The 22,196-nt window shown below is 36.7% G+C and carries 21 protein-coding genes; 13 read left to right on the top strand and 8 right to left on the bottom strand.

All coding sequences use genetic code 11. The annotated features are described in order from the left end of the window. Nucleotides 1-29 precede the first annotated feature (29 nt). Nucleotides 30-683, top strand: a complete 654-nt coding sequence (locus tag NST97_RS12620) for a TetR/AcrR family transcriptional regulator (RefSeq protein ID WP_144598302.1) — start codon at nt 30-32, stop codon at nt 681-683. Nucleotides 684-899: 216 nt separating this feature from the next. Here NST97_RS12620 and NST97_RS12615 read toward each other — a convergent pair whose 3' ends face one another. Then, on the bottom strand, nt 900-1,649 hold the full coding sequence (locus tag NST97_RS12615; protein ID WP_066251483.1) for a DeoR/GlpR family DNA-binding transcription regulator: 750 nt from the start codon (nt 1,647-1,649) through the stop codon (nt 900-902). A gap of 171 nt (nt 1,650-1,820) precedes the next feature. Between NST97_RS12615 and NST97_RS12610 the strand changes: the two genes are divergently transcribed. From NST97_RS12610 to NST97_RS12590, 5 genes are all read left to right on the top strand, one after another. After that, nucleotides 1,821-2,516: a ribulose-phosphate 3-epimerase gene (locus NST97_RS12610; protein WP_066251481.1), complete on the top strand. Its 696-nt coding sequence runs from the start codon at nt 1,821-1,823 to the stop codon at nt 2,514-2,516. Nucleotides 2,517-2,530: 14 nt separating this feature from the next. Continuing rightward, the gene (gene hxlB / locus NST97_RS12605; RefSeq protein WP_066251479.1) at nt 2,531-3,091 is read left to right on the top strand and encodes a 6-phospho-3-hexuloisomerase; all 561 of its coding nucleotides are present in this window, start codon (nt 2,531-2,533) and stop codon (nt 3,089-3,091) included. 72 nt (nt 3,092-3,163) lie between these two features. Further along, complete coding sequence (locus NST97_RS12600) at nt 3,164-4,321, top strand: mannitol-1-phosphate 5-dehydrogenase (protein ID WP_117016899.1); 1,158 nt, start codon at nt 3,164-3,166, stop codon at nt 4,319-4,321. Between the two features lie 33 nt (nt 4,322-4,354). Continuing rightward, nucleotides 4,355-4,792 carry a PTS sugar transporter subunit IIA gene (locus tag NST97_RS12595; RefSeq protein ID WP_066251473.1) on the top strand — a complete coding sequence of 146 codons (438 nt, stop codon included), beginning with the start codon at nt 4,355-4,357 and terminating at the stop codon, nt 4,790-4,792. Nucleotides 4,793-4,893: 101 nt separating this feature from the next. Next, nucleotides 4,894-6,312, top strand: coding sequence for a PTS mannitol transporter subunit IICB (locus NST97_RS12590; protein ID WP_066251470.1), 1,419 nt, complete (start codon nt 4,894-4,896; stop codon nt 6,310-6,312). Between the two features lie 1,025 nt (nt 6,313-7,337). Here the strand turns inward: NST97_RS12590 and NST97_RS12585 are convergent. Further along, on the bottom strand, nt 7,338-8,948 hold the full coding sequence (locus NST97_RS12585) for an IS1634 family transposase (protein WP_341343328.1): 1,611 nt from the start codon (nt 8,946-8,948) through the stop codon (nt 7,338-7,340). A 157-nt stretch (nt 8,949-9,105) separates the two neighbouring features. Next, complete coding sequence (locus tag NST97_RS12580) at nt 9,106-10,383, bottom strand: cation:dicarboxylate symporter family transporter (protein WP_066251467.1); 1,278 nt, start codon at nt 10,381-10,383, stop codon at nt 9,106-9,108. A 283-nt stretch (nt 10,384-10,666) separates the two neighbouring features. On the opposite strand from NST97_RS12580, the gene NST97_RS12575 reads away from it, so the two are divergent. Both NST97_RS12575 and NST97_RS12570 read left to right on the top strand, forming a co-directional pair. Beyond that, a complete protein-coding gene (locus NST97_RS12575; protein ID WP_339198108.1) occupies nt 10,667-11,974 on the top strand; it encodes a sensor histidine kinase in 1,308 nt (435 codons plus the stop codon). A 4-nt stretch (nt 11,975-11,978) separates the two neighbouring features. Continuing rightward, nucleotides 11,979-12,908 (top strand): response regulator, encoded by a 930-nt coding sequence (locus tag NST97_RS12570; protein WP_341343327.1) that lies wholly within the window; start codon nt 11,979-11,981, stop codon nt 12,906-12,908. Nucleotides 12,909-13,047: 139 nt separating this feature from the next. Here the strand turns inward: NST97_RS12570 and NST97_RS12565 are convergent, their stop codons facing one another. Then, the gene (locus tag NST97_RS12565) at nt 13,048-13,458 is read right to left on the bottom strand and encodes an Rrf2 family transcriptional regulator (RefSeq protein ID WP_327848286.1); all 411 of its coding nucleotides are present in this window, start codon (nt 13,456-13,458) and stop codon (nt 13,048-13,050) included. 184 nt (nt 13,459-13,642) lie between these two features. Between NST97_RS12565 and NST97_RS12560 the strand changes: the two genes are divergently transcribed. Further along, nucleotides 13,643-14,272, top strand: a complete 630-nt coding sequence (locus NST97_RS12560) for an NAD(P)-dependent oxidoreductase (protein WP_341343326.1) — start codon at nt 13,643-13,645, stop codon at nt 14,270-14,272. Nucleotides 14,273-14,512: 240 nt separating this feature from the next. Here NST97_RS12560 and NST97_RS12555 read toward each other — a convergent pair whose 3' ends face one another. The 4 genes from NST97_RS12555 to NST97_RS12540 all read right to left on the bottom strand — a co-directional run bounded on the left by NST97_RS12555 (nt 14,513) and on the right by NST97_RS12540 (nt 18,973). Then, entirely contained in the window at nt 14,513-16,435 is a 1,923-nt protein-coding gene (locus tag NST97_RS12555; protein ID WP_066251461.1) for an ABC transporter permease, read from the bottom strand. Then, a complete protein-coding gene (locus tag NST97_RS12550; RefSeq protein WP_340734369.1) occupies nt 16,425-17,186 on the bottom strand; it encodes an ABC transporter ATP-binding protein in 762 nt (253 codons plus the stop codon). The genes NST97_RS12555 and NST97_RS12550 overlap by 11 nt, the downstream gene beginning before the upstream one ends. A gap of 94 nt (nt 17,187-17,280) precedes the next feature. Then, a complete protein-coding gene (locus tag NST97_RS12545) occupies nt 17,281-18,285 on the bottom strand; it encodes a sensor histidine kinase (protein ID WP_063389122.1) in 1,005 nt (334 codons plus the stop codon). Beyond that, nucleotides 18,278-18,973, bottom strand: coding sequence for a response regulator transcription factor (locus tag NST97_RS12540; RefSeq protein WP_339195863.1), 696 nt, complete (start codon nt 18,971-18,973; stop codon nt 18,278-18,280). The genes NST97_RS12545 and NST97_RS12540 overlap by 8 nt, the downstream gene beginning before the upstream one ends. Nucleotides 18,974-19,355: 382 nt before the next feature. Here NST97_RS12540 and NST97_RS12535 point away from each other — a divergent pair, with 382 nt between their 5' ends. The 4 genes from NST97_RS12535 to NST97_RS12520 all read left to right on the top strand — a co-directional run bounded on the left by NST97_RS12535 (nt 19,356) and on the right by NST97_RS12520 (nt 21,971). Continuing rightward, nucleotides 19,356-19,832 (top strand): DUF4879 domain-containing protein, encoded by a 477-nt coding sequence (locus tag NST97_RS12535; protein WP_162877013.1) that lies wholly within the window; start codon nt 19,356-19,358, stop codon nt 19,830-19,832. Between the two features lie 6 nt (nt 19,833-19,838). After that, entirely contained in the window at nt 19,839-20,192 is a 354-nt protein-coding gene (locus tag NST97_RS12530; RefSeq protein ID WP_066251453.1) for a hypothetical protein, read from the top strand. Nucleotides 20,193-20,431: 239 nt separating this feature from the next. Beyond that, nucleotides 20,432-21,337 carry a carbon-nitrogen hydrolase family protein gene (locus NST97_RS12525; protein WP_311066685.1) on the top strand — a complete coding sequence of 302 codons (906 nt, stop codon included), beginning with the start codon at nt 20,432-20,434 and terminating at the stop codon, nt 21,335-21,337. Further along, a complete protein-coding gene (locus NST97_RS12520; RefSeq protein WP_311066684.1) occupies nt 21,303-21,971 on the top strand; it encodes a GNAT family N-acetyltransferase in 669 nt (222 codons plus the stop codon). The genes NST97_RS12525 and NST97_RS12520 overlap by 35 nt, the downstream gene beginning before the upstream one ends. The last annotated feature ends 225 nt before the right edge of the window (nt 21,972-22,196 follow it).

Raw genomic sequence — 22,196 nt, 5'->3', positions numbered from 1 at the left:
ATAAAAGAGAGAAATAAGGAGGAAAGTGTATGGACCAGAAAAATTTTATGGACGAGTTCATGAAGGCAGCGAATCAAGATTTAACGCCAAAGCAGGCAAAAATTCTTCAAGCGGCAGTCGAAATTTTCGCCGAAAAAGGGTATGCTGCGACATCCACGAGCGAAATTGCGAAAAGAGCCGGGGTAGCGGAAGGAACGATTTTTCGCCATTATAAAACAAAAAAAGATTTGCTGATATCCATCGTTTCACCGATCATTATAGAATTTGCCGTCCCCTTATTTGCTGAAAGGTTTATCAATGAAGTTTTCCAGGATCAACGACTTGATGATTTTGAAGATCTGTTAAGGAAAATCATCCGCAACCGCTATCAATTTGTCAAAAACAATGTCCCATTGTTAAAAATTTTTTTTCAGGAAATGGCGTTCCATGCAGAAATTCAAGAAAAATTTAGCGCGGTTTTTACTGAAAAAGTTTTGCCTCAGTTTATAAAAGTTGTCAACCATTTTAAACAAAATGGGCAAATAGGTGATTTTCCCACCGAGACTGTCATTCGTTTAACGATTAACGCGATCGTTGGGTTTTTCATTACCCGCTTTTTGGTCATGCCGGACTATCCATGGGATGACGAGAAAGAAATGGAATACACGATCCAATTTATTCGGAACGGGTTAAAGGGGATTTGACGGCTTAATCAATCATCAAAGATACATGATTTTTTGCAGGATAGTCTACCCTGAAGGAAGACTATCCTCTTTTAATTAAATTGGAATTAACCAAGCGGTCTTCGAAATTTAGCAATATGGTATATATTAGCAATACCAGCGGCTTGTTGAATCTGATTTCATTTACCCTCGTTTTTTCTCATCAAACTGCTGATTATCAAATTTGTTAATGCATTATCAATCAACCACCACTACTTGTTGGCTGCCATATATCTTTTTAATGTTAGGACTAATATTTTCTGTTATTAAGTATGTTAAATCTTTAGTAGGACATACAATGTGATTGGAAACAGTGCTTAATTTATCAGATGTTGCCATCCCTAATATTTCAGAAGAGATGGAAGCCATTTTCCGCTTTACTAATGCTTCTGATAAGCTTGGGACGCTGATTCCTATATAAGGATCAATTTTGTAAATTCCCATGATATATAAATCTGCTCTCATATTACTTAAAGATTCGACAGTGTCTATTCCTAAATTAACCATTGATTGTTTGAATAAAGTTCCGCCGATCATAATAACATCAATATGTTGATGATTAGTCAGAGCCATAGCGATTGGCGGGCTGTTTGTAATGACGGTGGCTTTTAATGTTAAAGGTAATTGGTTTACTAGATGTAAATTAGTCGTTCCTCCATCAATTAATAAAACCATGTCTTCTTTTATAAAGGATAAAGCTTTTTTAGCTAATTTAATTTTAACTTCATTAAACATGTGCTGCCTTGTTGAAAAATCAACAACAGGAGGCCCTATCCTCAAAGCTCCGCTATGAACCCTTTTAATAAGTCCGCGGTTATCAAGCTCCTTTAAATCTCTTCGAATTGTATCCTCCGAAACTGACAGGCGTTTACTTAAATCGCTTGCAATAACTTTATGTTCTTCATTTAAAATCTGCAAGATTTTTTGTTGACGTTCTTCCTTTAGCATAGTGACTTTACTCCTTTAAGTCTTTCTTATAGTTTATCATAATTTCAACAATTGATCAAAACGCATTCGCGCAAATAATGGCATGAAAACGCAAAAACATGCTTTACTTTTCATTGTATGCGTTTTATAATAAAGGAAAACATGCAAACACATGCAAATGGAGGCACAAACATGCAAAATAATAAAAAAATAACGATTGCACCTTCTATAATGTGTGCTGACTTATGTAATTTAGAAAAAAGTGTAAAAGAAATTGAGAAAGAAGGACTGGATACTTTACATATTGATATTATAGATGGACACTTTAGCCCTAGTATGCCATTGGGAATAGATACTATTAAGCAATTACGAAAAATAACTGATATGAATTTTGATGTCCACATTATGTCCAATAATAATGAATTTTTTATACAAGAGATGATCAAAATTGATGTACAACAAATATCATTTCACTATGAAACGAGCACTCATATTGATCGATACATTAACTTAATAAAAAACAATGGAATTAAAGCAGGTTTAGCACTCAACCCAGCAACTCCCCTGTCTGTCCTGGATTATATTTTGCCGCAGTGCGATACCATTTTGTTAATGTTAATCAATCCAGGCTTTGCAACTGATGAAAATGAAAAGCAAGTTTCTTATGCAATAAAAAAAGTAGAAGATTTGGCGCGATTAATAAAAGAAAAAGAATTGGATACAAATATTGAGGTTGATGGCAGAGTATCTTTAGACACAATACCAAGCTTAGTAAAAGCTGGGGCCGACATACTAGTTGCCGGGAGTACAAGCTTATTTATTCGAGACAAAAGTTTAGCTGAGAATAAAAAAGCGATGGAAAAATGCATCATAGAAGGTTTATTGTGAAAAGAGGGGAAATAATGGTTAATTACTATGATATTGTAAAGGAAATTACAAACGAACTCACCACTACTTTAAACCAAATTGATATGAATGAAGTCAATAAATTGTTAATCGAGATAAAAAAAGCAGATAAAGTATTTTTTGTCGGGGTTGGAAGAGTTCTATTATCTTTGAAAGCTATCGCTAAACGATTAGCTCATCTTGGTATTAAAACTTATATTGTCGGCCAAATCACTGAGCCTGCAATAACTGAAAAAGACTTGTTGATAGTGGGATCGGGAAGCGGAGAAACGGCTTTTCCATTAATCATTGCAAAGAAGGCAAAGCAATTTAAAGCAAAAGTTGCTCATATAGGTGCAAATCCAAATAGCTCAATGAATGAGTATTCAGATTGTTTCGTAAGGATACCAGTAGGTACAAAACTACAGCTGCCAAATGAAGTGAAATCTGTACAACCAATGACAAGCTTATTTGAACAAAGCTTATTGTTATTAGGCGACGCGTTAGCCTTAATGATGATTAGAGAGCAAAATATTGATATGTCTAGTCTTTGGCAATATCACGCGAATTTAGAGTAAAAAGTTAATAGCTTCGCTGGATTGGATATTCTTTGATAAAGAGTTTTAAGTATTGTAAAGGGAGATAATATTATGCTAGCGTTGCATTTTGGTGCAGGGAATATAGGGAAAGGTTTAATTGGTTACTTATTAAACAAAACTGGGTATGAAGTTTGTTTCGTGGATATAAATCAAAAAACGGTTGATAAATTTAACAATTACAATAGTTATCAGGTTGAGATATTAGATGATAATCATACGATAGAGACTATCTCTCCGGTTTCAGCATTAAACAGTGTAACACAAGAAGAAGAAGTGATCAATGCTATTGTGAATGCAGATTTAATTACAACATCTGTCGGCATCAATAACATACCTAAAATAGCTAATATATTATCTCAAGGCCTTTTGAAAAGAGCAAAAGAAAATAAAAAGAAGATCGACATTATCGCAAATGAAAATGCAATTAACGCTTCTTCCAGTTTGAAACGTGAGATAAAGAGATATGTTTCAAATAAAGAAATGGAAAATATATGTACTTTTGTTGGCTTTCCTAATTCAGCTATTGATCGCCTAGCTTTATCAAAACATAGCGAAGGGGGTGAGAGTGTTCTTGTAGAACCGTTCTATGAATGGATCATTAACAAATCAGAAATCGTTAATGCAGATTCGCCTATTATAAAAAACGCAATCTATGTTGAAGATTTACAGCCTTATATTGAAAGAAAATTATATTTAGTGAATATGGGTCATGCGGCAACTGCTTATATTGGGTTTTTAGCAGGAGAATCTACAATACAGAGCGCTTTGAGAAATGCAAAAATTGAACATCTTGTACGGGAAACGCTAAATGAAGCTTCCCAATATATTTTAAGGAAATTTAATATGGACCCAAAAGATATGAGTGATTTTATTGAAAGAATTATAAAGCGCTTTAAAAACAAAAATATTAGCGACTCGATTTTGCGAGTAGGAAGATCGCCGATTCGCAAACTGGGCTATAATGAACGATTAATTAAACCCACTAGAGAACTTTTTGATTTAGGACTTTCAATAGAATATTTATCAGTTGCCGTTGCTGCTGCATTTTTATTCGATAACCCTGATGATGAAGAGTCTGTAATTTTGCAAAACTACATTTGTGAAAATGGGATCGAACAAGCCATTTTACATTTTACAGAGTTAGAAAATAAAACAATTAGAGAAAAAATTAAAGAAATTTATTATCAACTAAAAATACAGAAATGGTAGTGTAAATAGAATCATGAAGAAAGGTGAAACGGTGTGTTAAGTGAATATTTAAAAGGTAATATAAATTTCTTGAATAGAGTATCTTCATGGGAGGAATCTATAAGAGTTGCTTCCGATCCTTTATTAAAAAAAGGTAATATTACTCCTAAATATATTCAAGATATGATTGATAATGTCAATAAAAATGGTCCATATATAGTAATTGTTCCGGGAATTGCCATGCCGCATGCAAGAAACGAAGGAGGAGTAATCAAAACAGGCATTTCTTTTTTGAAATTACAAAACAACGTGCAGTTCCCAGAGGGAAAAGAAGTGAATATTATTATCGTCTTAGCGGCTGAAGACAATTCAAGTCATTTAGGTTTGCTATCCGACTTATCTTCTATACTAATTGATGAAGATGTTGTAAATAAGTTTAGAAATTCAAGCAATGAAGAAGAAATAATGAATGTTATTAAAATGGTAGAATAAAAAATGTTTTTTTGATTAAATTTAAAATTTAAACATCTTTTTTTTCAAAAAAGTATAGAAATTTCTTCTATAAATATTGATATGAAGAAAGGGTGTTATACATGGAAAATGTAATTAAAGCCAAAACCCCATCTTTTCGTGCACGCATCCAAGCTGTTGGAGGATTCTTGACCAATATGGTTTTGCCGAATATTGGAGCTTTTATTGCATGGGGGTTATTAACAGCTTTGTTTATACCTTCTGGCTGGTTTCCAAATGAGAATCTTGCTAGTATAGTTGATCCGGCAATCAAGTATTTATTGCCTTTGCTTTTAGCAAGCACAGGAGGGAGAATGGTTGCCGGCCAAAGGGGCGCTGTAATGGGTACCATCGGAGCCATAGGGCTAATAGTTGGATCCGATATACCAATGTTTTTAGGCGCGATGATTATTGGTCCTTTGGGAGGCTGGCTTATAAAGAAATTTGATAAATTGATAGATGGTAAAATACCTGCAGGATTTGAAATGATTGTTAATAACTTTTCAATTGGTATTTTAGGCTTCTTTCTAATGATTTTCTCCTTTTATTTTATAGGACCGGTTATTGAAGCGGCAAATAATGTTGTTTCATCCGCTATTAAATCTCTAGTGGATACAGGGTACTTACCATTATTATCTCTTATTAATGAGCCAGCTAAAGTATTGTTTTTAAATAACGTCATTGATCAAGGAATATATTATCCTTTAGGTATGCAAGAAACGCTTGAAGCAGGAAAATCAATTTACTTTACCGTTGCGTCAAACCCAGGACCTGGTCTTGGATTATTATTAGCTTTTAGCTTTTTCGGCAAAAAGGCTGCTAAGCGGACTGCTCCGGGTGCTATAATAATTCATTTCTTCGGAGGCATTCATGAGTTATACTTCCCATATGTATTAATGAAACCATTAACAATTTTAGCAATGATTGCCGGCGGGATGTCAGGTATTACAACTTTTTATCTTTTCGATGCGGGTCTTGTAGCTGGACCTAGTCCGGGATCCATAATATCTTATTTAGCTTTAACCCCTAAAGGTAATTTCCTAGGAATCATTTCAGGTGTAATCGTAGCTGCGGTAGTATCCTTCATCGTTACTGCAATAATATTAAAGTTTGATAAAAAAACAGATGAAGAAGATTTTACAAGTTCAATCGAAAAGTCAAAAGCAATGAAATCTGAAGGGAAACAAATTTTAAATCCATCTAATGAACTGTCTAATACAAAAATAAGTAAAATTTCATTTGCTTGCGATGCAGGTGCCGGCAGCAGTGCATTAGGTGCAACCACATTTAGAAAAAGACTGCAAAAAGCAAATATTGACGGTATTGAAGTAAAACATTATAGAATAGAGGATGTTCCAGAAGACACTGACATTATCGTCGTTCATAAAGATTTATTAGAAAGAGCAAGATTATCTCATAAAAACAAAAGAATTATCACTATAGAAAATTATATAGAAGATCCTAATTTATTAAAATTAATTGATGAATTAGGGAAAAGGTAAACAAATGGTTTTGTGTAATTGGAGATTCCTTGCTTGCAAACGTTATCAACAATTTTATAGATATTAGTATTAAAAAGAAAAATAATCATTAGGAGATTAGAGATATGAAAACAGTACTCCCTTGAGATTTAACTTTTGTGGACGTGGTGTTTTTGCAAATGGCGCAAATAAGGCAATGCTCACTTTTGCAATCGCGGACGGCTCACCACGTCCACTATTCAAAATTAGATTAAACAAAGGCCCTAACTTATATAAGTTAAATAGCCTAAGATACCATAAATTTAATTTACGGTTTTTCTAATCTGAAATGAATTGAAAGCAATGGAACTCCTGATTTATCTTTTTAAAAATATGTTCAAAGTTTTTTAAGTTTCTATCTCTCTAATAAACGAAGAAGTTGTTTTATGGTAATTTTGCAAAATTAAGCGATACACCAATTATTTCAGATTCGGCTATTGTGATTTTGTGTTGAAGACAACAAGAAAATAAACATCCGTCCACTATAAAATTATTAATTTTCACTTTTTCAAACGTGCCTATTTCTAAGTCTTTCTATATAATACTTGAATTTGGAAACAGTTTCAAGTTTTATTTAATAATCATTATAGGTGACACCTTTTTTTCGAGTTTGAGCTGTCTGCTTATTCCTGTGAAAAATCATTCTACATGCGAAAAGCTTTTTGGGAAAGAATTGCACTTTGGAACAAACAAAGATAAAGAAATAATAGGAAATGACAGAAATGATGGAAAATACGCTCTGTTTTTTCTTAACGTTTAACTATGTAGAAAACGATCAAGATCAGAAGTATCATCTTTTACGAATGAATCTAACAAAGCTGTTGAAATCATTATCTTCAATCTATAGCAAAAGCCGGAAGGGTATCATAACCACTCCGGCTTTTTGATTGCAAAGTTTTTGGAATTATATCGGTTATATTAAGCTCAAGTTTGACAGAGTACACTAAAGAAAAGCCCGAAAATACTGGTGTTTTGGACTTTACCCACAACACGTACCACTACACTTGTTAGTGGCACGTGTTTTTTTCTAATACTCTAGGAGGCGCTTGTGTGACAAGTGCTTCAAATGCTAGATTTGCTTGACCTTGTAATTCTGTACGAACGATTTGCTCTTCACCATTCACGCGTATTTTCGAGGCCTTCACCTGGCTTACATCATGCAAAATATCCTTTACACTTGTTTGGCATCCTATTTCTTTTAGCTTATAGGCCAAAAAGGATTCCATGACAAGCGCAAGGAAACAAACCATGATATGGCCTCGAATACGAGATTCCACTCGATGGTACATCGGGCGAAGTTCTAGATTCGACTTCAGGTTACGAAAGGCTTGTTCCACTCTCCACAACTCTTTATAGGCAAGTGCTGCCTCTTCATCCGTTAATGACGAGTTGGTCCGAATGGCGTACTTTCCGTCAAACTTTTCGTCATTGGATACCTTCTCTTCATCAATTTTGGCCGATGCTTTTTCTATCGTTAAAAACTTGGAATACGCACGGTTTTTGACGAGTCCAGATGGACCGAGTTCATCAAGCTTCGATTGAAGGTTTTCTAACACGACTTGACGACTCGCTCGATCACGTTCTTCAGCGTCCGGATTGTAACAGAGTACATACGTTTCGCCATCGATTTTCTTTGACTTCACTTTTAGATTCGGGAGAACCTTCTTATATGGCCCACGGATGGATAATAGCTCTTGGGCTTTCTTCGACTTTCGTAATTTGACACCCACAATATATTCCATGCCCAGTTCACGAATTTGATCTAAGTTGGCTTCACTAACCATTCCGCGGTCTCCCACTAGAATGACTTTCTGAATAGGATAGCGCTTCTTCAGATCTCCAACCACCATGCCAAATGTCTTCGTATCATGCATGTTTCCAGGGAAGACTTGATGCCCAATCGGAATCCCTGTTTTGGTCATTAATAAGCCAATCACGACTTGTTTTCGATCTCCACGATGATCTTTGGAGTAACCATAGTGAGCCAGCAGTTCGTCTGCTTCCTCTCCTTCGAAATAGGTGCTTGTCGTGTCGTAAAACACGATATCTACTTCTAATGAGGTTAAATCGGTTAAATGTCCATAAAGTTGTTCCTCAATTTTTTCTTTTTGTTCACTTAAGAAGTCTAATGCACGATAGTAGTGATGGAGTTGAATGTCTGAAAGACCTTCTGCATAAATCGTGTCGATCCATTGTTTGAAGATATAATGCTTACTATTGGGATCCATGAGACGGTTTAACACCATGGCAAAAATGGCTTCGTCATACCGAGAAGCAGCCTCGGAATCATCCATGATTTTACGTAATAGCCGACCAAGCCCTAACTTTTCCCATACCTTTCGGAACAGATAAACCGGCCCAAACTCTTTTGTCCAAAGCACGGAGACAGAAGAGGAAGACCCTTGCCCGTGAATTCGGTCAAAGTAACGCTCTGAAAATTTGGCTAATCCCTCGATTATGTTATCGACAGAGCCATTCTCTAATAAATGTTCTAACCTCCCTAGATTACAAAGCGTTTGTTGCCGAACTTTATTGTCTACACGAAATGTACGACATATTTGTAGATATTGACGAACTGAACCATTTTTATTTTTTTGCTTATTAATTCGAATATACATAGCACTAATAGTATAACATATATTACATATTATTGGATATACAAAAGTTATCCACATAACACTACATAATGATTATATTTTCGATAAAAAAAGTGGATAACTATTGGTATAATCACCTTTAGTTATCCACATGTAGTGAAATGGTGTCAAACTTGAGTTAAGCTGCGGATTGCTTATTATTTTTAAAAGAATTGATATATGAAATAGCTTTTTCAACATCGAACTGACCTTCCCATTTAGACATAACGACAGCGGCTAATGAATTTCCAATGACATTGACCACTGTTCTAGCCATATCGAGAATACGGTCAATACCTGCGATAAATGCAAGACCTTCAGGCGGGATGCCTACTGCTCCCAGCGTAGCCAACAGTACAACAAATGAAACGCCTGGAACGCCTGCAATTCCTTTTGAGGTCAACATTAATACTAGCACCAATGAAATTTGATCAGCGATGGACAAATCAATGCCATACATTTGTGCTATAAACAGTGCTGCTAATGCTTGGTATAGGGTTGAACCATCTAAGTTAAAGGAATAACCTGTTGGAATGACAAATGCTGTAATGGATTTTGGGCATCCAAATTTCTCCATTTTCTCCATTATTCTTGGCATAACTGTTTCTGAGCTTGAGGTTGAATAGGCAAGGATAAGCTCTTCTTTAAGTAAACGGATGATGTGAAAAATGTTTAGACCGACTAATTTTGCAACAAATCCAAGAACGACGACAACGAAGAATAACATTGTTCCATAGCCGACAATTACTAATTTACCCAACGGCACCAATGATTCGATACCGAATTTAGACACAGTCACACCGATAAGGGCAAACACACCAAATGGTGCAAATTTCATCACTTGGTTCGTCACCCAGAACATCGTTTCAGCTGTACCTTGGAAAAAGGCAATGATCGGTTTTCCACGCTCTCCGATGGCTGTGACTCCAAGTCCGAAAAATACAGAGAAGAAAATGATCGCCAGCATATTTCCTTCAACAAATGCCTGGAAAATGTTTGGTGGAACAATGTTGACAAATGTATCAGCTATTCCGTGGCTTTCAACTGCTTCTGCCGTATCGACATAACTATGAATATCTGTTTTCTCTAATGAGCTCATATCGACGCCGGAACCAGGCTGAAAAATGTTAGCTGCTAAAAGTCCGACAATAATGGCGACAGTTGTAATAATTTCAAAATACAAAATTGTTTTTCCGCCAAGCTTTCCGAGCTTTTTTGTATCACCTACACTTGCAATACCGACAATTAAGCTGGAAATAACAATTGGAATGACGATCATTTTAATTAATCGTAAAAATATATCCCCAATTGGCTGCAAAAATTTCGCAACATCTGGGTTACCATAAAAAATAGTACCAACAACAATACCTAGTACAAGACCTATTAAAATTTGCCAAGCCAAGCTTATTCTTTTCATCATAGCACCTCTTTTCTTTTATAATTGCCTCCAAAACGAATGGATGACAAAATTGATTATCATTATCTTTTAAATGATTACTCGTCGAAATAATAAGCTATAATAATTAGTAGAGTTGTTTGCGAGAGCGCTTACGAGTTATCTCATCTAATTTAAAATTGAAACTACAAGATCAGACGATAAATCTACAAAATTCTACAAATTGATTATTTACTTCGTTTTTAAAATTCTAACTTTTATTCAATTTTTTAAGAGGAACCATTATAACAAGGTTGTGGTAATATTGAACTTGCACTCTCTTGAAAAAAAAGAACTTCAATTATTGGTTGCAATGATCATTTTGGTTCCGCTCGCTGGCGAAATTAAATTTTATCCATTTAATGAAGTTTATCGGGTGAGTTTTGGACCTCCAACATTGTTTATTTTTTTATTGTGGCTGAGAAAGGTACCAGCTGTTATATGTGGTGTTCTTGCAGGCTTATCAATTGTGACATTTCGGGTTCTTCTCGATTTGATATCCCTTACATCTGTTGATTGGATGGCTTCCATTCATACAAATTCCCCTTATTTTTTCTATTACTTCACGTATGCGCTTGTTTTTTCTGTTTTAAGAATTCACCGATTTTACAATCGACCATGGGTGATCGGCCTTTTGGGGATTGTGATAGAATTGGCAGCCGGGATTGTCGAGCTACTCGCTGAAAATATTATGATTGGAACGGTTATGACTTTAGATGCCTTTAATAAAATTATGATTATTGCCATATTCCGAAGTTTTTTTGTGATCGGTTTATTTAGTATGATAAAATTGCATGAATCTAAGCTAAGGGAAGCGGAAATTCAAAAACGCAATGAACATATGATCATGCTTGTATCGAACCTTTACGAAGAGTCGGTGCTATTAAAAAAATCCGTTCAAGATGCTGAGGAAATTACGAGGCAATCTTACAACCTGTATCAAAAATTGCAGGAGATCAGGAAAGGGAAGAAAAGGCTGTCGCTGGAGGAGCTTTCACGGCATGCCTTGAGGATTGCCGGCGAGGTTCATGAGATCAAAAAAGATAATCAACGCATTTTGTCTGGACTTTCAAAAGTAATTTCAGAAGAAAGCTCCCTTGATTATTTAGATGTCCGATCACTTTTATCAATCATTGTTCGAACACATGAGAAGTATGCTGAGCTGTTGGGGAAAAACATTGAATTCAGTATTGCATATAATGGGTCACATCCTGAGTATCATGTGTATACGTTTATTTCCATTGTGAATAACCTTGTCGCTAACGCAGTGGAGGCCATCAAAGGAACTGGCAGCATTGAGATTGCAGTGGAGCGGGAAAATGATTGGCTCCAAATACGCGTTCATGATGATGGTCCCGGAATTCCCGATCAATATAAAGATATTATTTTTAAACCAGGATTCACCTTGAAATTCGACAGCACGGGCAATTCATCAACAGGTATTGGGCTTTCATATGTGAAAGAATTGGCAGAAAAGCTTAACGGGGAAGTAATGATTGAGCATCAGGAAGATAGCAAAGGGGCAACATTTATCGTTCGTCTGCCAATTGGAAATTTAACCCAAAAAAGGTGATTTTATGAGGTTTTTTATAATAGATGACGATGAGTCAATTCGTACTATGCTATGGCATATCATTGAAGACGAGGAACTTGGTGAAGTCGTCGGCGAAGCAGCAGACGGTGCTGATGTTAGCGGTGAATTTTTAAATTTGAAGAAAGTCGATATTTTATTAGTTGACCTGTTAATGCCCATTCAGGACGGCATTGAAACGATTAAGAAAATCAAGCCGATTTTTAAAGGAAAAATTGTTATGATATCGCAGGTGGAATCAAAGGATATGATCGGCCAAGCTTATGAATACGGAATCGAAAACTATATAACGAAGCCGATTAATAAAATTGAAGTATTGTCAATCTTAAAGAAGGTGATGGGTCATATACGTTTGGAAAAAACCATTCAGGATATCCATCACTCTTTATATAGTGTTATGAACGTTGATCATCTTCTAAAGCAAAATGTAAATCCTTATAAAGAAAATTCTCTTTCTGCCAGTGCACGATTCCTCCTTTCAGAACTAGGCATTGCCGGAGAAAGCGGCAGTAAAGATCTCATTGAAATCATGCAGTTTTTATATGATTACGAACAAGAGAAAACATTTGCCGGCGGATTTCCTTCATTAAAGGAGATATTTAGAAATATTGCGTTGAAGAAGCTTGGAGAAGCAACCAGTGAAGAGGATCTGAAAAGGGAAATTAAAGCGTCTGAACAACGTGTGCGGAGGGCGATCTATCATTCCTTGAACAACTTAGCGTCACTTGGGCTCACAGACTTCATCCATCCAAAGTTTGAAAATTACTCATCCAAATTTTTTGATTTCACTGCTGTTCGTCAAAAAATGGAGGAATTAAAAGCCGATCGGCCTGCAGCTGCATCGTCTATACGAATCAATACGAAAAAATTTATCCATGCTTTTTATTTTGAAATCAAGCACTTGATGGAGGAATAAAATCGATTTCAAAGATTCCCTGCATGCGTGCAAACTTATGAAAGTAAAAATGAATCATTCATCTTATTCAAAACAGCGAAACGGTCATAAGTGCCGAAAAAGAGGAAATAACTACAGCTTCATTTTTTATGGGCCATTCTTATTGTAAGAAATGGCCCATTACGTCTTTTAGGGATTGGCTGGCCAGCTCGTCTTCCATCGCTTTTTGAACGCGCGTAAATGTGCTGTCCAGGGCGGATTGAATGTTTTTTCCAACGGGACAATTGGGGTTCGGATTTTCGTGAATAGCGAATAATTCATCTTTCGGTTCGACCGCTTTAAAAATATCCAAAAGTGTTATGTCTTCAGGGTTTTTTGTTAATTTTGCTCCGGTTCTGCCGGCATGGGAAGTTAATAGTCCCGCTTTCTTGAGCATGCTTGTAATTCGCCGGATCACCACGGGATTCGTGTTGACGCTTTTGGCAATAAATTCTGAAGACATATGCTCAAGGGGATTTGATGCTATTAAGATCATAATATGAATCGCCACTGCTAAACGGCTGTTAATCATAAGTTTCCACCACCATTTGTCACTATTTTAGTGACAAATTTGAAATTTTGTCAAACAGGTTGGCAGGCAATGATTTCCGGATGACAGCTTCAATCAATAAGTTGACAGGGATTTATATTTGTAACTATAATAGTTACATATAATTTGTAACTGAATTAGTTACATAAAGGGAGGAAAATTGTTTATGAAAATTGCCGTTATTGGTGCAACGGGAAAAGCAGGAAGTCTAATAGTAAAGGAAGCAAAGGAACGAGGACATGATGTTACGGCTATTGTCCGCAATGCTTCTAAAGTAACTGATGTACCAGCTGTTGAAAAGGATATTTTCGATATTACATCAGAGGATATAAAAGATTTTGATGTTGTTGTAAATGCATTTGGCACTGCACCTGGTGAAGAGCATAAACATGTGGAAGCAGGAAAAGTATTAATCAATGCCTTGAAAGGAGCGCCTAATACGCGGCTTATTGTTGTAGGCGGAGCGGGCAGCCTGTTTGTCGATGAAGCGAAAACAACCTGCCTCTTTGATACGCCGGATTTTCCGAAAGAATATTTGCCGGTAGCGAAAAGCTCAGCTCAAAATTTGCAAGATCTTGAAAACTCTGAAGGGATTCAATGGACTTATATTAGCCCAGCTGCATTTTTTGATCCGCAAGGTCCGCGCACAGGTGAATATAAAGTTTCAGGCGATGTGCTTGCTGTCAACTCTGAAGGCCAAAGCTACATCAGTTATAGAGACTATGCGATAGCACTTGTAGATGAAATTGAAAACCGTAAGCACATTAATAAACGTTTTTCCGTCGTATCCAAATAAAAGCTTGATTGCCGAGCGGTGCAGATTTTCTTATTTTTTTACGGTTTGAGATTTGGGAGGATTTCGGGGGTTATTCATATAATGAAATATAAGCCTCAGACACCCTGTGGGGAGCTGAGGCTTATATTTTTCTATAAAGTTGAACAAACTACCCGTTTTTCACACGGGCGGTTTTTTTAAAAATAAAGAGGGGGTTCCCAAAAGTCAACTTATACTGACTTTTTGGACAGTTCCTTAATATTAAAGAGCCGCTTTTATTACTTTTTTATAATAAAGTACGGAGAGAAAGCCGAAAATCGAATACAAAGCTGTATATAGCAGCATGACGAGAATCATTGGCGTCCAGAGCTCTGTGCCGAATAAAAACCATCCGGATTGAACGGCAAAGTAGCTGTGGAAAAGTCCGATGATCAAAGGAATCCCAAAATTAAAAGCTTGTTTGGCTTGAACTCCTTTGAGCAAGTCGCCTTGTGTGAAGCCGAGTTTTCTTAAAATGGTATAATTTAGCTTTTCATCTTCGCTCTCATCCATTTGTTTGAAATAAAGAATGCAGCCGGATGTAATCAGAAAAGTTAAACCTAAAAAGCCGACAATAAACATGCTGAGCCCCATAGATCGTTTTTGATTACTGCTCATGGCGAGCCGTGAATCATGATTGCCGCTAAACGTCGTTTTTTGAAAGATTTCATTAGCTTCCTGTATTTTAGCTTCATCTTGAATATCAATTCCTATATGAACAGACGGTTTCATGTCCATGTCCTTTTGTAAACGGTCAAATATCGTTTCGTCGACAATGGCAACAGGCAGGCCGCCGCCTGTGAAAAAATAGGAAATGTAGTATTCCTTTTGTAAACCTAAATATTTTTGCGGTATGACTTCGTGCCGGCCTTTTAATTCGATTTGACCGGAACTTTTCAGCGGCATAAACTTCTGCATCATATCGTTATACCCTGCAAAAAGAGTTTCATCTGGAGACAGATTGATCTTTTCTACATCGTCGTCACTAATGATTGGGAGAGGCATGGATGCCGGGTCAACTTTCAATTCCTTCAGCTTTGTATCTAATATTTTCTCCATATTGATGTTTGCGTGGATCACATCAATCATTTTTTCACTGTATGGAATGTGATGCGCATGTAATGCTTCTTTAAAATGCTTTGCATCTTCCGCATTCGTCAGAGCAAAATCGGCGGCGACATAATTTTCAGCGGATTTTTCCGATGAATAGTAGGAAATATAACTTAAAGATAACAATCCGATGGCAAGAGCAGAGACGGTTGTAATGATCGTTAATAATAAAGCATTTGACTTCATTCGGAACATAATCGATGAAAGAGATAGTACCTCATGAATATTTAAATAACCATCCTTCTTTTTTCTAATGAGATAAAAAATAAAGCTGACAGACCCTTTATAAAATAAATAGGTTCCGATAATGACAGATCCTAGTATAAAGATCATCGCAAGGAATAGCTCATTCATCGTAGTAAAATCGCCGCCAAATAACTTAGACGAAATATAGTAGCCTATAATGATGAAGAATATGCCGAGAATCCCGATAATCATTTCCAACAGGGATACTTTTTTTACTTCTGTAGTGGAAGCAACTTTAAATAAAGATAAAATGTTCTGCTTTTTAATAAATACGTAATTCAACAGCATGATACAAAGATAAATCGCACTAAAAACGATCACTGTTTGGATCAAAGCATTAGGTGAAAAAGTAAGCGTTGCAATGGCATTGACACCGGTAATTTTAAACAAAATCATAATGAATAATTTGGAGCTGGAAAATCCAATAAAGACTCCAATGAATAATGAGCTGAAATAAATGATAAAATTCTCAGCCGTAAGAATGCGGAATATTTTCCCTTTTGTCATGCCGATTAATTGAAGCAAGCCAATTTCTTTACTGCGCCGTTTAATGAAGATGTTATTGGCATACAAGAGAAAGACAGTCACAATGACAATCAATAATACGGATGCAGTTCGAATGGCAGCAGCCCCTTTAATCGAGCCTTTTGTTGCATCCATTGACGGATCATATTGCAATGTGACAAACGCGAAATAAAGGGCTACTGTAAACATTAAGGCAAATACATATAAATAGTAGTTTTTCAGATTTTTTTTCAAATTACGGAAAATCAGCTGATTAATGCTCATTTTGCACCCCGCCTAATACCCCTTGGGTTTTCATAATATGCTGAAAGAACGTTTGTCTTGTTTCTTCCCCTTTTATTAATTGGGTATAAATTTGTCCGTCTTTTATAAAAAAGACCCTGCTTGAGAAGCTTGCTGCAACCGGATCGTGGGTGACCATAACAATGGTGGCTTTTCGTTTTTGATTTAATTTTTGCAGCTTGTTTAATAGATCAGATGCCGACTTTGAATCAAGGGCGCCTGTTGGCTCGTCGGCAAAGATAATGCTCGGCTCGTGAATAAATGCCCTTGCTGCTGAGGTGCGCTGTTTTTGGCCGCCGGAAATTTCATTCGGATATTTGTCTTTGATCTCATAAATTCCTAGTTCTGTCGCTAGTTCATTAAATTTTTGCTCCGCGTCTTTTTTTGCTGTTTTTGTAATGGATAAAGGCAGCAGGACGTTTTCTTTCACTGTCAGTGTATCGAGCAAATTGTATTCTTGAAAGATGAATCCTAAATGTCTTTTGCGGAATTCAGCCAGTTGTTTTTCTTTCATGCTTACAATGTCTTTTCCTTCTATTTTGATCGTTCCTTGGCTGACTTGATCAATTGAGGATAGAACATTGAGCAATGTCGTTTTCCCTGAGCCGGATGCCCCCATGATGCTGACGAATTCTCCCTTTTCGACACGAATGTCCAATCCCTTTAACACTTCTTGTTTATTAAATTTGTTTCCATAGCTTTTGTAAATTTTTGTTGCCTCTAAAATATACATATCGCGTCCCTCCTTGATATTTTTATCATAATCGTCCTTCTTGTATTTTTCCTTCGATTCAGCGAACAAAATGAAAAAGCATGTGACAAAATTGTCACATGCTTGTAATGCGGACAAATTCATTTTTCTTTGGAAAGGTTAAGGTAACAGTCGTTCCTTCTCCAAGCTTTGACTCTACTTTAATATCTATCAGCAATGTTTCGGCGGCTTTTTTCGCCAAGTATAATCCCATGCCTGTTGAGGCATTGTCCTGATGTGCGGTCGTGGATGTGAAGCCCTTGTCAAAAATACGCGGCAGATCCTTCGGGTCAATGCCACGGCCAAAATCCTTCACTTTGATCATTGTTTGATCATTTTGCCGATAGCTTTGAATGATGATATCGGATGAATCGCTGTATTTTACCGCATTTGTTAACAGCTGTCTCATGATAAAGGCGAGCCATTTCGCATCGCTTAGCACTTCGGCAGCCTCTAGCTCGACCTCAAACCCAATTCCTTTTTGCATACACCATGATTGCAAAGCTTTTATCTCTTTGAAAATGAGTGGTTCCAGTGCAACATTTTCAATATATAAATCATTTTCCATGAAAGGAATCCGTTTTTGATGAAGCTGCTGGTCAAGCAGCAGATGAATGCGCAGCCATTCATATGTCAATTGTGCTTTGATAACTTCATCATCTAATCGTTCAATGATTAAATGCATCGCTGTCAGCGGTGTTTTAACTTCATGAATCCATGACAGCAATTCATCTTTTTCCTGCTCGAGCGCAATTCGATTTTGCGAAGCCTCTTGTTTCAAAAGCTTCGTTTGGTTTATTATCCGCTGTTCAATCATTTTTTCAAAAGGGCTTTCAGCATTCGCTATACTTGTTAAATCAAGGCTGTTTTCCCATCCTTCCAAGCTTTTATAAAACTTTGTTTCTTTATTGTAGCGGATGATGACAAAAATGAAAAAAATAATCATCAATAAAAAGACAATATAGAGAACGGACTTTAATGAAATGGTTGAATCAAGATAAGAAATAAAAAGGATAAACAGCTGCATGAATAAAAAGAGAAGGATCCAGCTCTTTCTTTCAATAATATATTTTTTAATCATATACGGCTGCCTCTTCCTTTGCCATGTAGCCTTGGCCGACTTTCGTTTCAATAAAGCGTCCCAACCCGAGCTCATCCAATTTTTTTCGCAAACGATTGACATTGACCGTTAAGGTATTATCGCTGACAAAGCGCTCATCCTCCCACAGGCTTTTGATTAATTCTGTCCGGCTGACGATTTTGTTTTTCTTCTCAAGCAAATGCTTTAATATCAATAGTTCATTTTTAGTTAGTTCAATTGTTCCTTTATCATTTGTGACCGTATTGTTCTCATAATCGACCGTCGCCCCGCACCATGCCTTCAGCTTTATTCGTTCTGTATTATAGTTGTATACTCGGCGGAGAATTGCTTGTATTTTTGCGATAAGCACCTCGAAATGAAACGGCTTTTGTATAAAATCATCCGCTCCAAGCTGCATTGACATCACCATATCGGTCGGGTGATCCCGCGATGATAAAAAAATAATCGGAACATTTGAATGGGAGCGGATCATTCGGCACCAATGAAATCCATCAAACTTTGGCAGCTGAATATCAATGATGACCAAATCAGGCTTGATGGCTGTAAATTCTTCAATCACTTTTCCAAAGTCAGTAATGCCGTATACATCATAAGACCATTGTAATAACCGTTCTTTTATTTCATGAAACAGGGTGGTGTCATCTTCAATGAGCAAAATTTTAAACAATGCTTTCACCACACTTTTTTCACTTATGTTTGTTAGACTTTTTCCCGCTGTCCTATATTGTGCATGATTGAGCGGATAGCGGTGTTTTTTTGCGATTTTTCTATAATTGATTGTTTAAATCATTTTCCGGCTTTCTGAAGATTGCTGTTCCCGAGGGTAAAAAAATGATCTTTGCCCTTATTATAATTGATTTTACAAGGTAATTGAAACGGTTTAATGTTGCGATGAGCCGTTTTTCAACTCGTTTAAGAGTTTTAAAGGTTTATTAAAGGCGGATGTGAGGTCAGAATACTTATTGTTAAATTTTGTTTTTATATTAAAAATATTCCAGTTTATACCGATATAAAAAATGGAAATTTTATAAAATATGGAGGAGGTTATTATGAAAAAAATTGTCGGAGTTATTTTTACGCTGGCTGTTCTATCATTTTCGTTCGTATTTGCATTCTTTCCTGCAAAAACTTCAGCTGCATCCGCACCACCATTAACGGATTTACAGATAATTGGTATTACGTCGGATGGAAACGATAATGAATGGGAAATCATTTCACCAAATCAATTGTCGGCAATCACTCCTTTAAAAGGGAGAAACATAAGAATTGCCATTTATGTTGAAGGTACTGAGCGTCCAGGCTTTCTTAGAATATATAATGGTGGAAGGGATATTACTTCTCAAACTCGTAAACCTTTAGCGGATGAACCTTTATCAGGATCTGACAAAATTGTGTATGGGTGGATCAAATATTATGAAATACCTATGAGGCTATTGACTACAGAATCGATCAGCATTTCAGCGTTAGATTATTTTTCAAATAAAACACTTTATGATCACATAAATTTTACAATTGTTAGGGAGTGATCTTATATGAATATTACTGAAACTCAATATTTTGCTGCTTATACGCAATTGACGCTTGTAGCTCCGTTCAAAAAACATTTGGAAACAGGCAGCCCTTATGGCAACGAGACAAGAGAAGAATACAACAGCAAAATGGATTTTTATGAATTTATGGACGCAATAAAGGAAGGGAAAATTGTAAATGAAGATTTAGCCAGAGAAACGTCTCATTTCCATAATAAAATTTTGGATGATAAGATGAGGTATGGTGGAGATCCATTTTTCAATGCTGAAGTAGCAAAAATTATTCAAAAAGCATTTAAACTCGGTTTAGTCGGAAAAAACGAAGAACTTATTGCCAAATACGAGCAAAGCATTTAAAAATGGAATAAAACAAGCCGCTTGAACGCCAAATCACCGGCAGTCAAACGGCTTGTTTTCGTTTTGTCTGTTAATTTTGAGTGAATTATTTCACTTCTAAATAAATAGTTCAAGTATTCTCTTTTGTTCCAGCAAAATGCTTTACACAAAATCAAATTAAATTAAAATAAACTGGTTTTATGTTATACTTTGTTCAGTAATAAGCGGGGAACAGATTATGATGAAGGGAAAGAGGCTACATGAAAATACGTGTATCTGCTGTTCAATATCATCTTCATTCCATCGAAAGCTTTGAAGATTTTGCAAACCAAGTAACGCATTATGTGAAAACCGCAGAAGAGTTTGATGCTGATTTTGTTCTTTTTCCTGAATTTTTTACGACTCAATTGCTGTCCATTCCGAATCAAAAGCAGACGATTCAAAATTTACCTCATTATACGGACCGATATTATTCACTATTTACATCGCTTGCTAAAGAAACGGGCATGCATATTATTGGAGGCACTCATATTATCGAAAAAGAGGGACGATTGTATAATACAGCCCATTTATTTTATCCCGATGGCCGGATAGCTGAACAAGCGAAGCTTCACTTGACGCCGACGGAAGTGAAAGAATGGCATCTGACTCCCGGAGAAACGGTTCAAATATTTGAGACCGAAAAAGGAAAAATTGCCATGTTGACTTGTTATGATATCGAATTTCCAGAAATCGTTCGAATTGTACGAGGAATGGGAGCTGACGTTGTGTTCTGTCCGTCTTGTACAGATGACCGCCACGGATTTCAACGAGTGCGGTATACAAGCCACGCCAGAACGATTGAAAATCAAATCTATGTGGTGACAACAGGGACAGTAGGTTCGCTTCCTACCGTTGATTTTATGAGGGCAAATTTCGGCCAGGCAGCGGTCATTACTCCGAACGACGTCCCATTTCCGAAAAACGGGATTTTGATGGAGGGGGAAATAAACCACGATATGATTATTACGGCGGATCTTGATTTATCTCTCTTATACAAAGTGAGAGAAAACGGATCTGTCACCACTTGGAGAGACCGCCGCTTTGATTTATATCCTGATTTAAGTGTTCATGGACGAAAGGGGAATGGAGATGAGCCGCTACAGAAAGAGATTTTATCTGAATAATCAAGGCCGCAATGTCGAAGTGGTGATAAGGAATTATAATGAAGCAGATTTTGATGAATTAATTGAAATTCAAAAGGAAAGCTTTCCGCCGCCTTTTCCATCAGAACTTTGGTGGAATAAAGAGCAATTAACGAATCACGTGACATTGTTTCAGGAAGGCGCTTTATGTGTTGAGGTAGAAGGAACGTTAGCAGGATCGATGACATCTTTAATCGTGAATTTTGATCCCGCCCATCCTGATCATACTTGGGAAGAGATAACGGACAACGGCTATATCCGTAACCATGATCCGAATGGCAACACTTTATATGTTGTGGATATTTGCATCCGTCCGTCCCACAGAAAGCTGGATTTAGGAAAATGGCTTATGCAATCAATGTACGAAGTAGTTGTCCATAAAGGATTGGATCGCTTGCTCGGCGGCGGCAGAATGCCGGGATATTATAAATATGCGGATGAGATGTCAGCTGAACAATATGTCGATGCTGTCGTCAGCGGAAATTTAAAAGACCCGGTTATTTCATTCCTTCTCCGTTGCGGACGGACGCCTCTTGGAATTGTGGCTAATTATTTGGAGGATGAGGAATCCCGTAACTATGCTGTTCTAATGGAATGGAAAAATCCGTTTAAATAAGTAATTGAAAAAAGCTGCTTGAACGCCAATTATTGGTGATACAGCGGCTTTTTTTCATGCTCGCTCTCTGCTAATATTTTAAACTTGCATTCACATGGAATATGAGCCAGTTTCCATATCAAACTTCGGCTTTTTGGATCTGTACTTCCGATATGATCGTTCGGCATTTACATATTGCAGCCATTGCCTATTCACTTTTGCCTAAGGTAAAATCAAGCATAATAA

The sequence above is a fragment of the Aeribacillus sp. FSL K6-1305 genome, from assembly GCF_038050115.1.
Classification (GTDB): domain Bacteria; phylum Bacillota; class Bacilli; order Bacillales; family Aeribacillaceae; genus Aeribacillus; species Aeribacillus composti.
The sequence above is the reverse complement of the archived record's forward strand: the minus strand, read 5'-3'. Positions and strand labels throughout refer to the sequence as shown.

Excerpts from the sequence above, each read along its gene's own strand:
- NST97_RS12620 (WP_144598302.1), top strand. The coding sequence starts at position 30 with ATGGACCAGAAAAATTTTATGGACGAGTTCATGAAGGCAGCGAATCAA.
- NST97_RS12615 (WP_066251483.1), bottom strand. The coding sequence starts at position 1,649 with ATGCTAAAGGAAGAACGTCAACAAAAAATCTTGCAGATTTTAAATGAA.
- NST97_RS12610 (WP_066251481.1), top strand. The coding sequence starts at position 1,821 with ATGCAAAATAATAAAAAAATAACGATTGCACCTTCTATAATGTGTGCT.
- hxlB (WP_066251479.1), top strand. The coding sequence starts at position 2,531 with ATGGTTAATTACTATGATATTGTAAAGGAAATTACAAACGAACTCACC.
- NST97_RS12600 (WP_117016899.1), top strand. The coding sequence starts at position 3,164 with ATGCTAGCGTTGCATTTTGGTGCAGGGAATATAGGGAAAGGTTTAATT.
- NST97_RS12590 (WP_066251470.1), top strand. The coding sequence starts at position 4,894 with ATGGAAAATGTAATTAAAGCCAAAACCCCATCTTTTCGTGCACGCATC.
- NST97_RS12585 (WP_341343328.1), bottom strand. The coding sequence starts at position 8,948 with ATGTATATTCGAATTAATAAGCAAAAAAATAAAAATGGTTCAGTTCGT.
- NST97_RS12580 (WP_066251467.1), bottom strand. The coding sequence starts at position 10,383 with ATGAAAAGAATAAGCTTGGCTTGGCAAATTTTAATAGGTCTTGTACTA.
- NST97_RS12570 (WP_341343327.1), top strand. The coding sequence starts at position 11,979 with ATGAGGTTTTTTATAATAGATGACGATGAGTCAATTCGTACTATGCTA.
- NST97_RS12565 (WP_327848286.1), bottom strand. The coding sequence starts at position 13,458 with ATGATTAACAGCCGTTTAGCAGTGGCGATTCATATTATGATCTTAATA.
- NST97_RS12560 (WP_341343326.1), top strand. The coding sequence starts at position 13,643 with ATGAAAATTGCCGTTATTGGTGCAACGGGAAAAGCAGGAAGTCTAATA.
- NST97_RS12555 (WP_066251461.1), bottom strand. The coding sequence starts at position 16,435 with ATGAGCATTAATCAGCTGATTTTCCGTAATTTGAAAAAAAATCTGAAA.
- NST97_RS12550 (WP_340734369.1), bottom strand. The coding sequence starts at position 17,186 with ATGTATATTTTAGAGGCAACAAAAATTTACAAAAGCTATGGAAACAAA.
- NST97_RS12545 (WP_063389122.1), bottom strand. The coding sequence starts at position 18,285 with ATGATTAAAAAATATATTATTGAAAGAAAGAGCTGGATCCTTCTCTTT.
- NST97_RS12535 (WP_162877013.1), top strand. The coding sequence starts at position 19,356 with ATGAAAAAAATTGTCGGAGTTATTTTTACGCTGGCTGTTCTATCATTT.
- NST97_RS12530 (WP_066251453.1), top strand. The coding sequence starts at position 19,839 with ATGAATATTACTGAAACTCAATATTTTGCTGCTTATACGCAATTGACG.
- NST97_RS12525 (WP_311066685.1), top strand. The coding sequence starts at position 20,432 with ATGAAAATACGTGTATCTGCTGTTCAATATCATCTTCATTCCATCGAA.
- NST97_RS12520 (WP_311066684.1), top strand. The coding sequence starts at position 21,303 with ATGAGCCGCTACAGAAAGAGATTTTATCTGAATAATCAAGGCCGCAAT.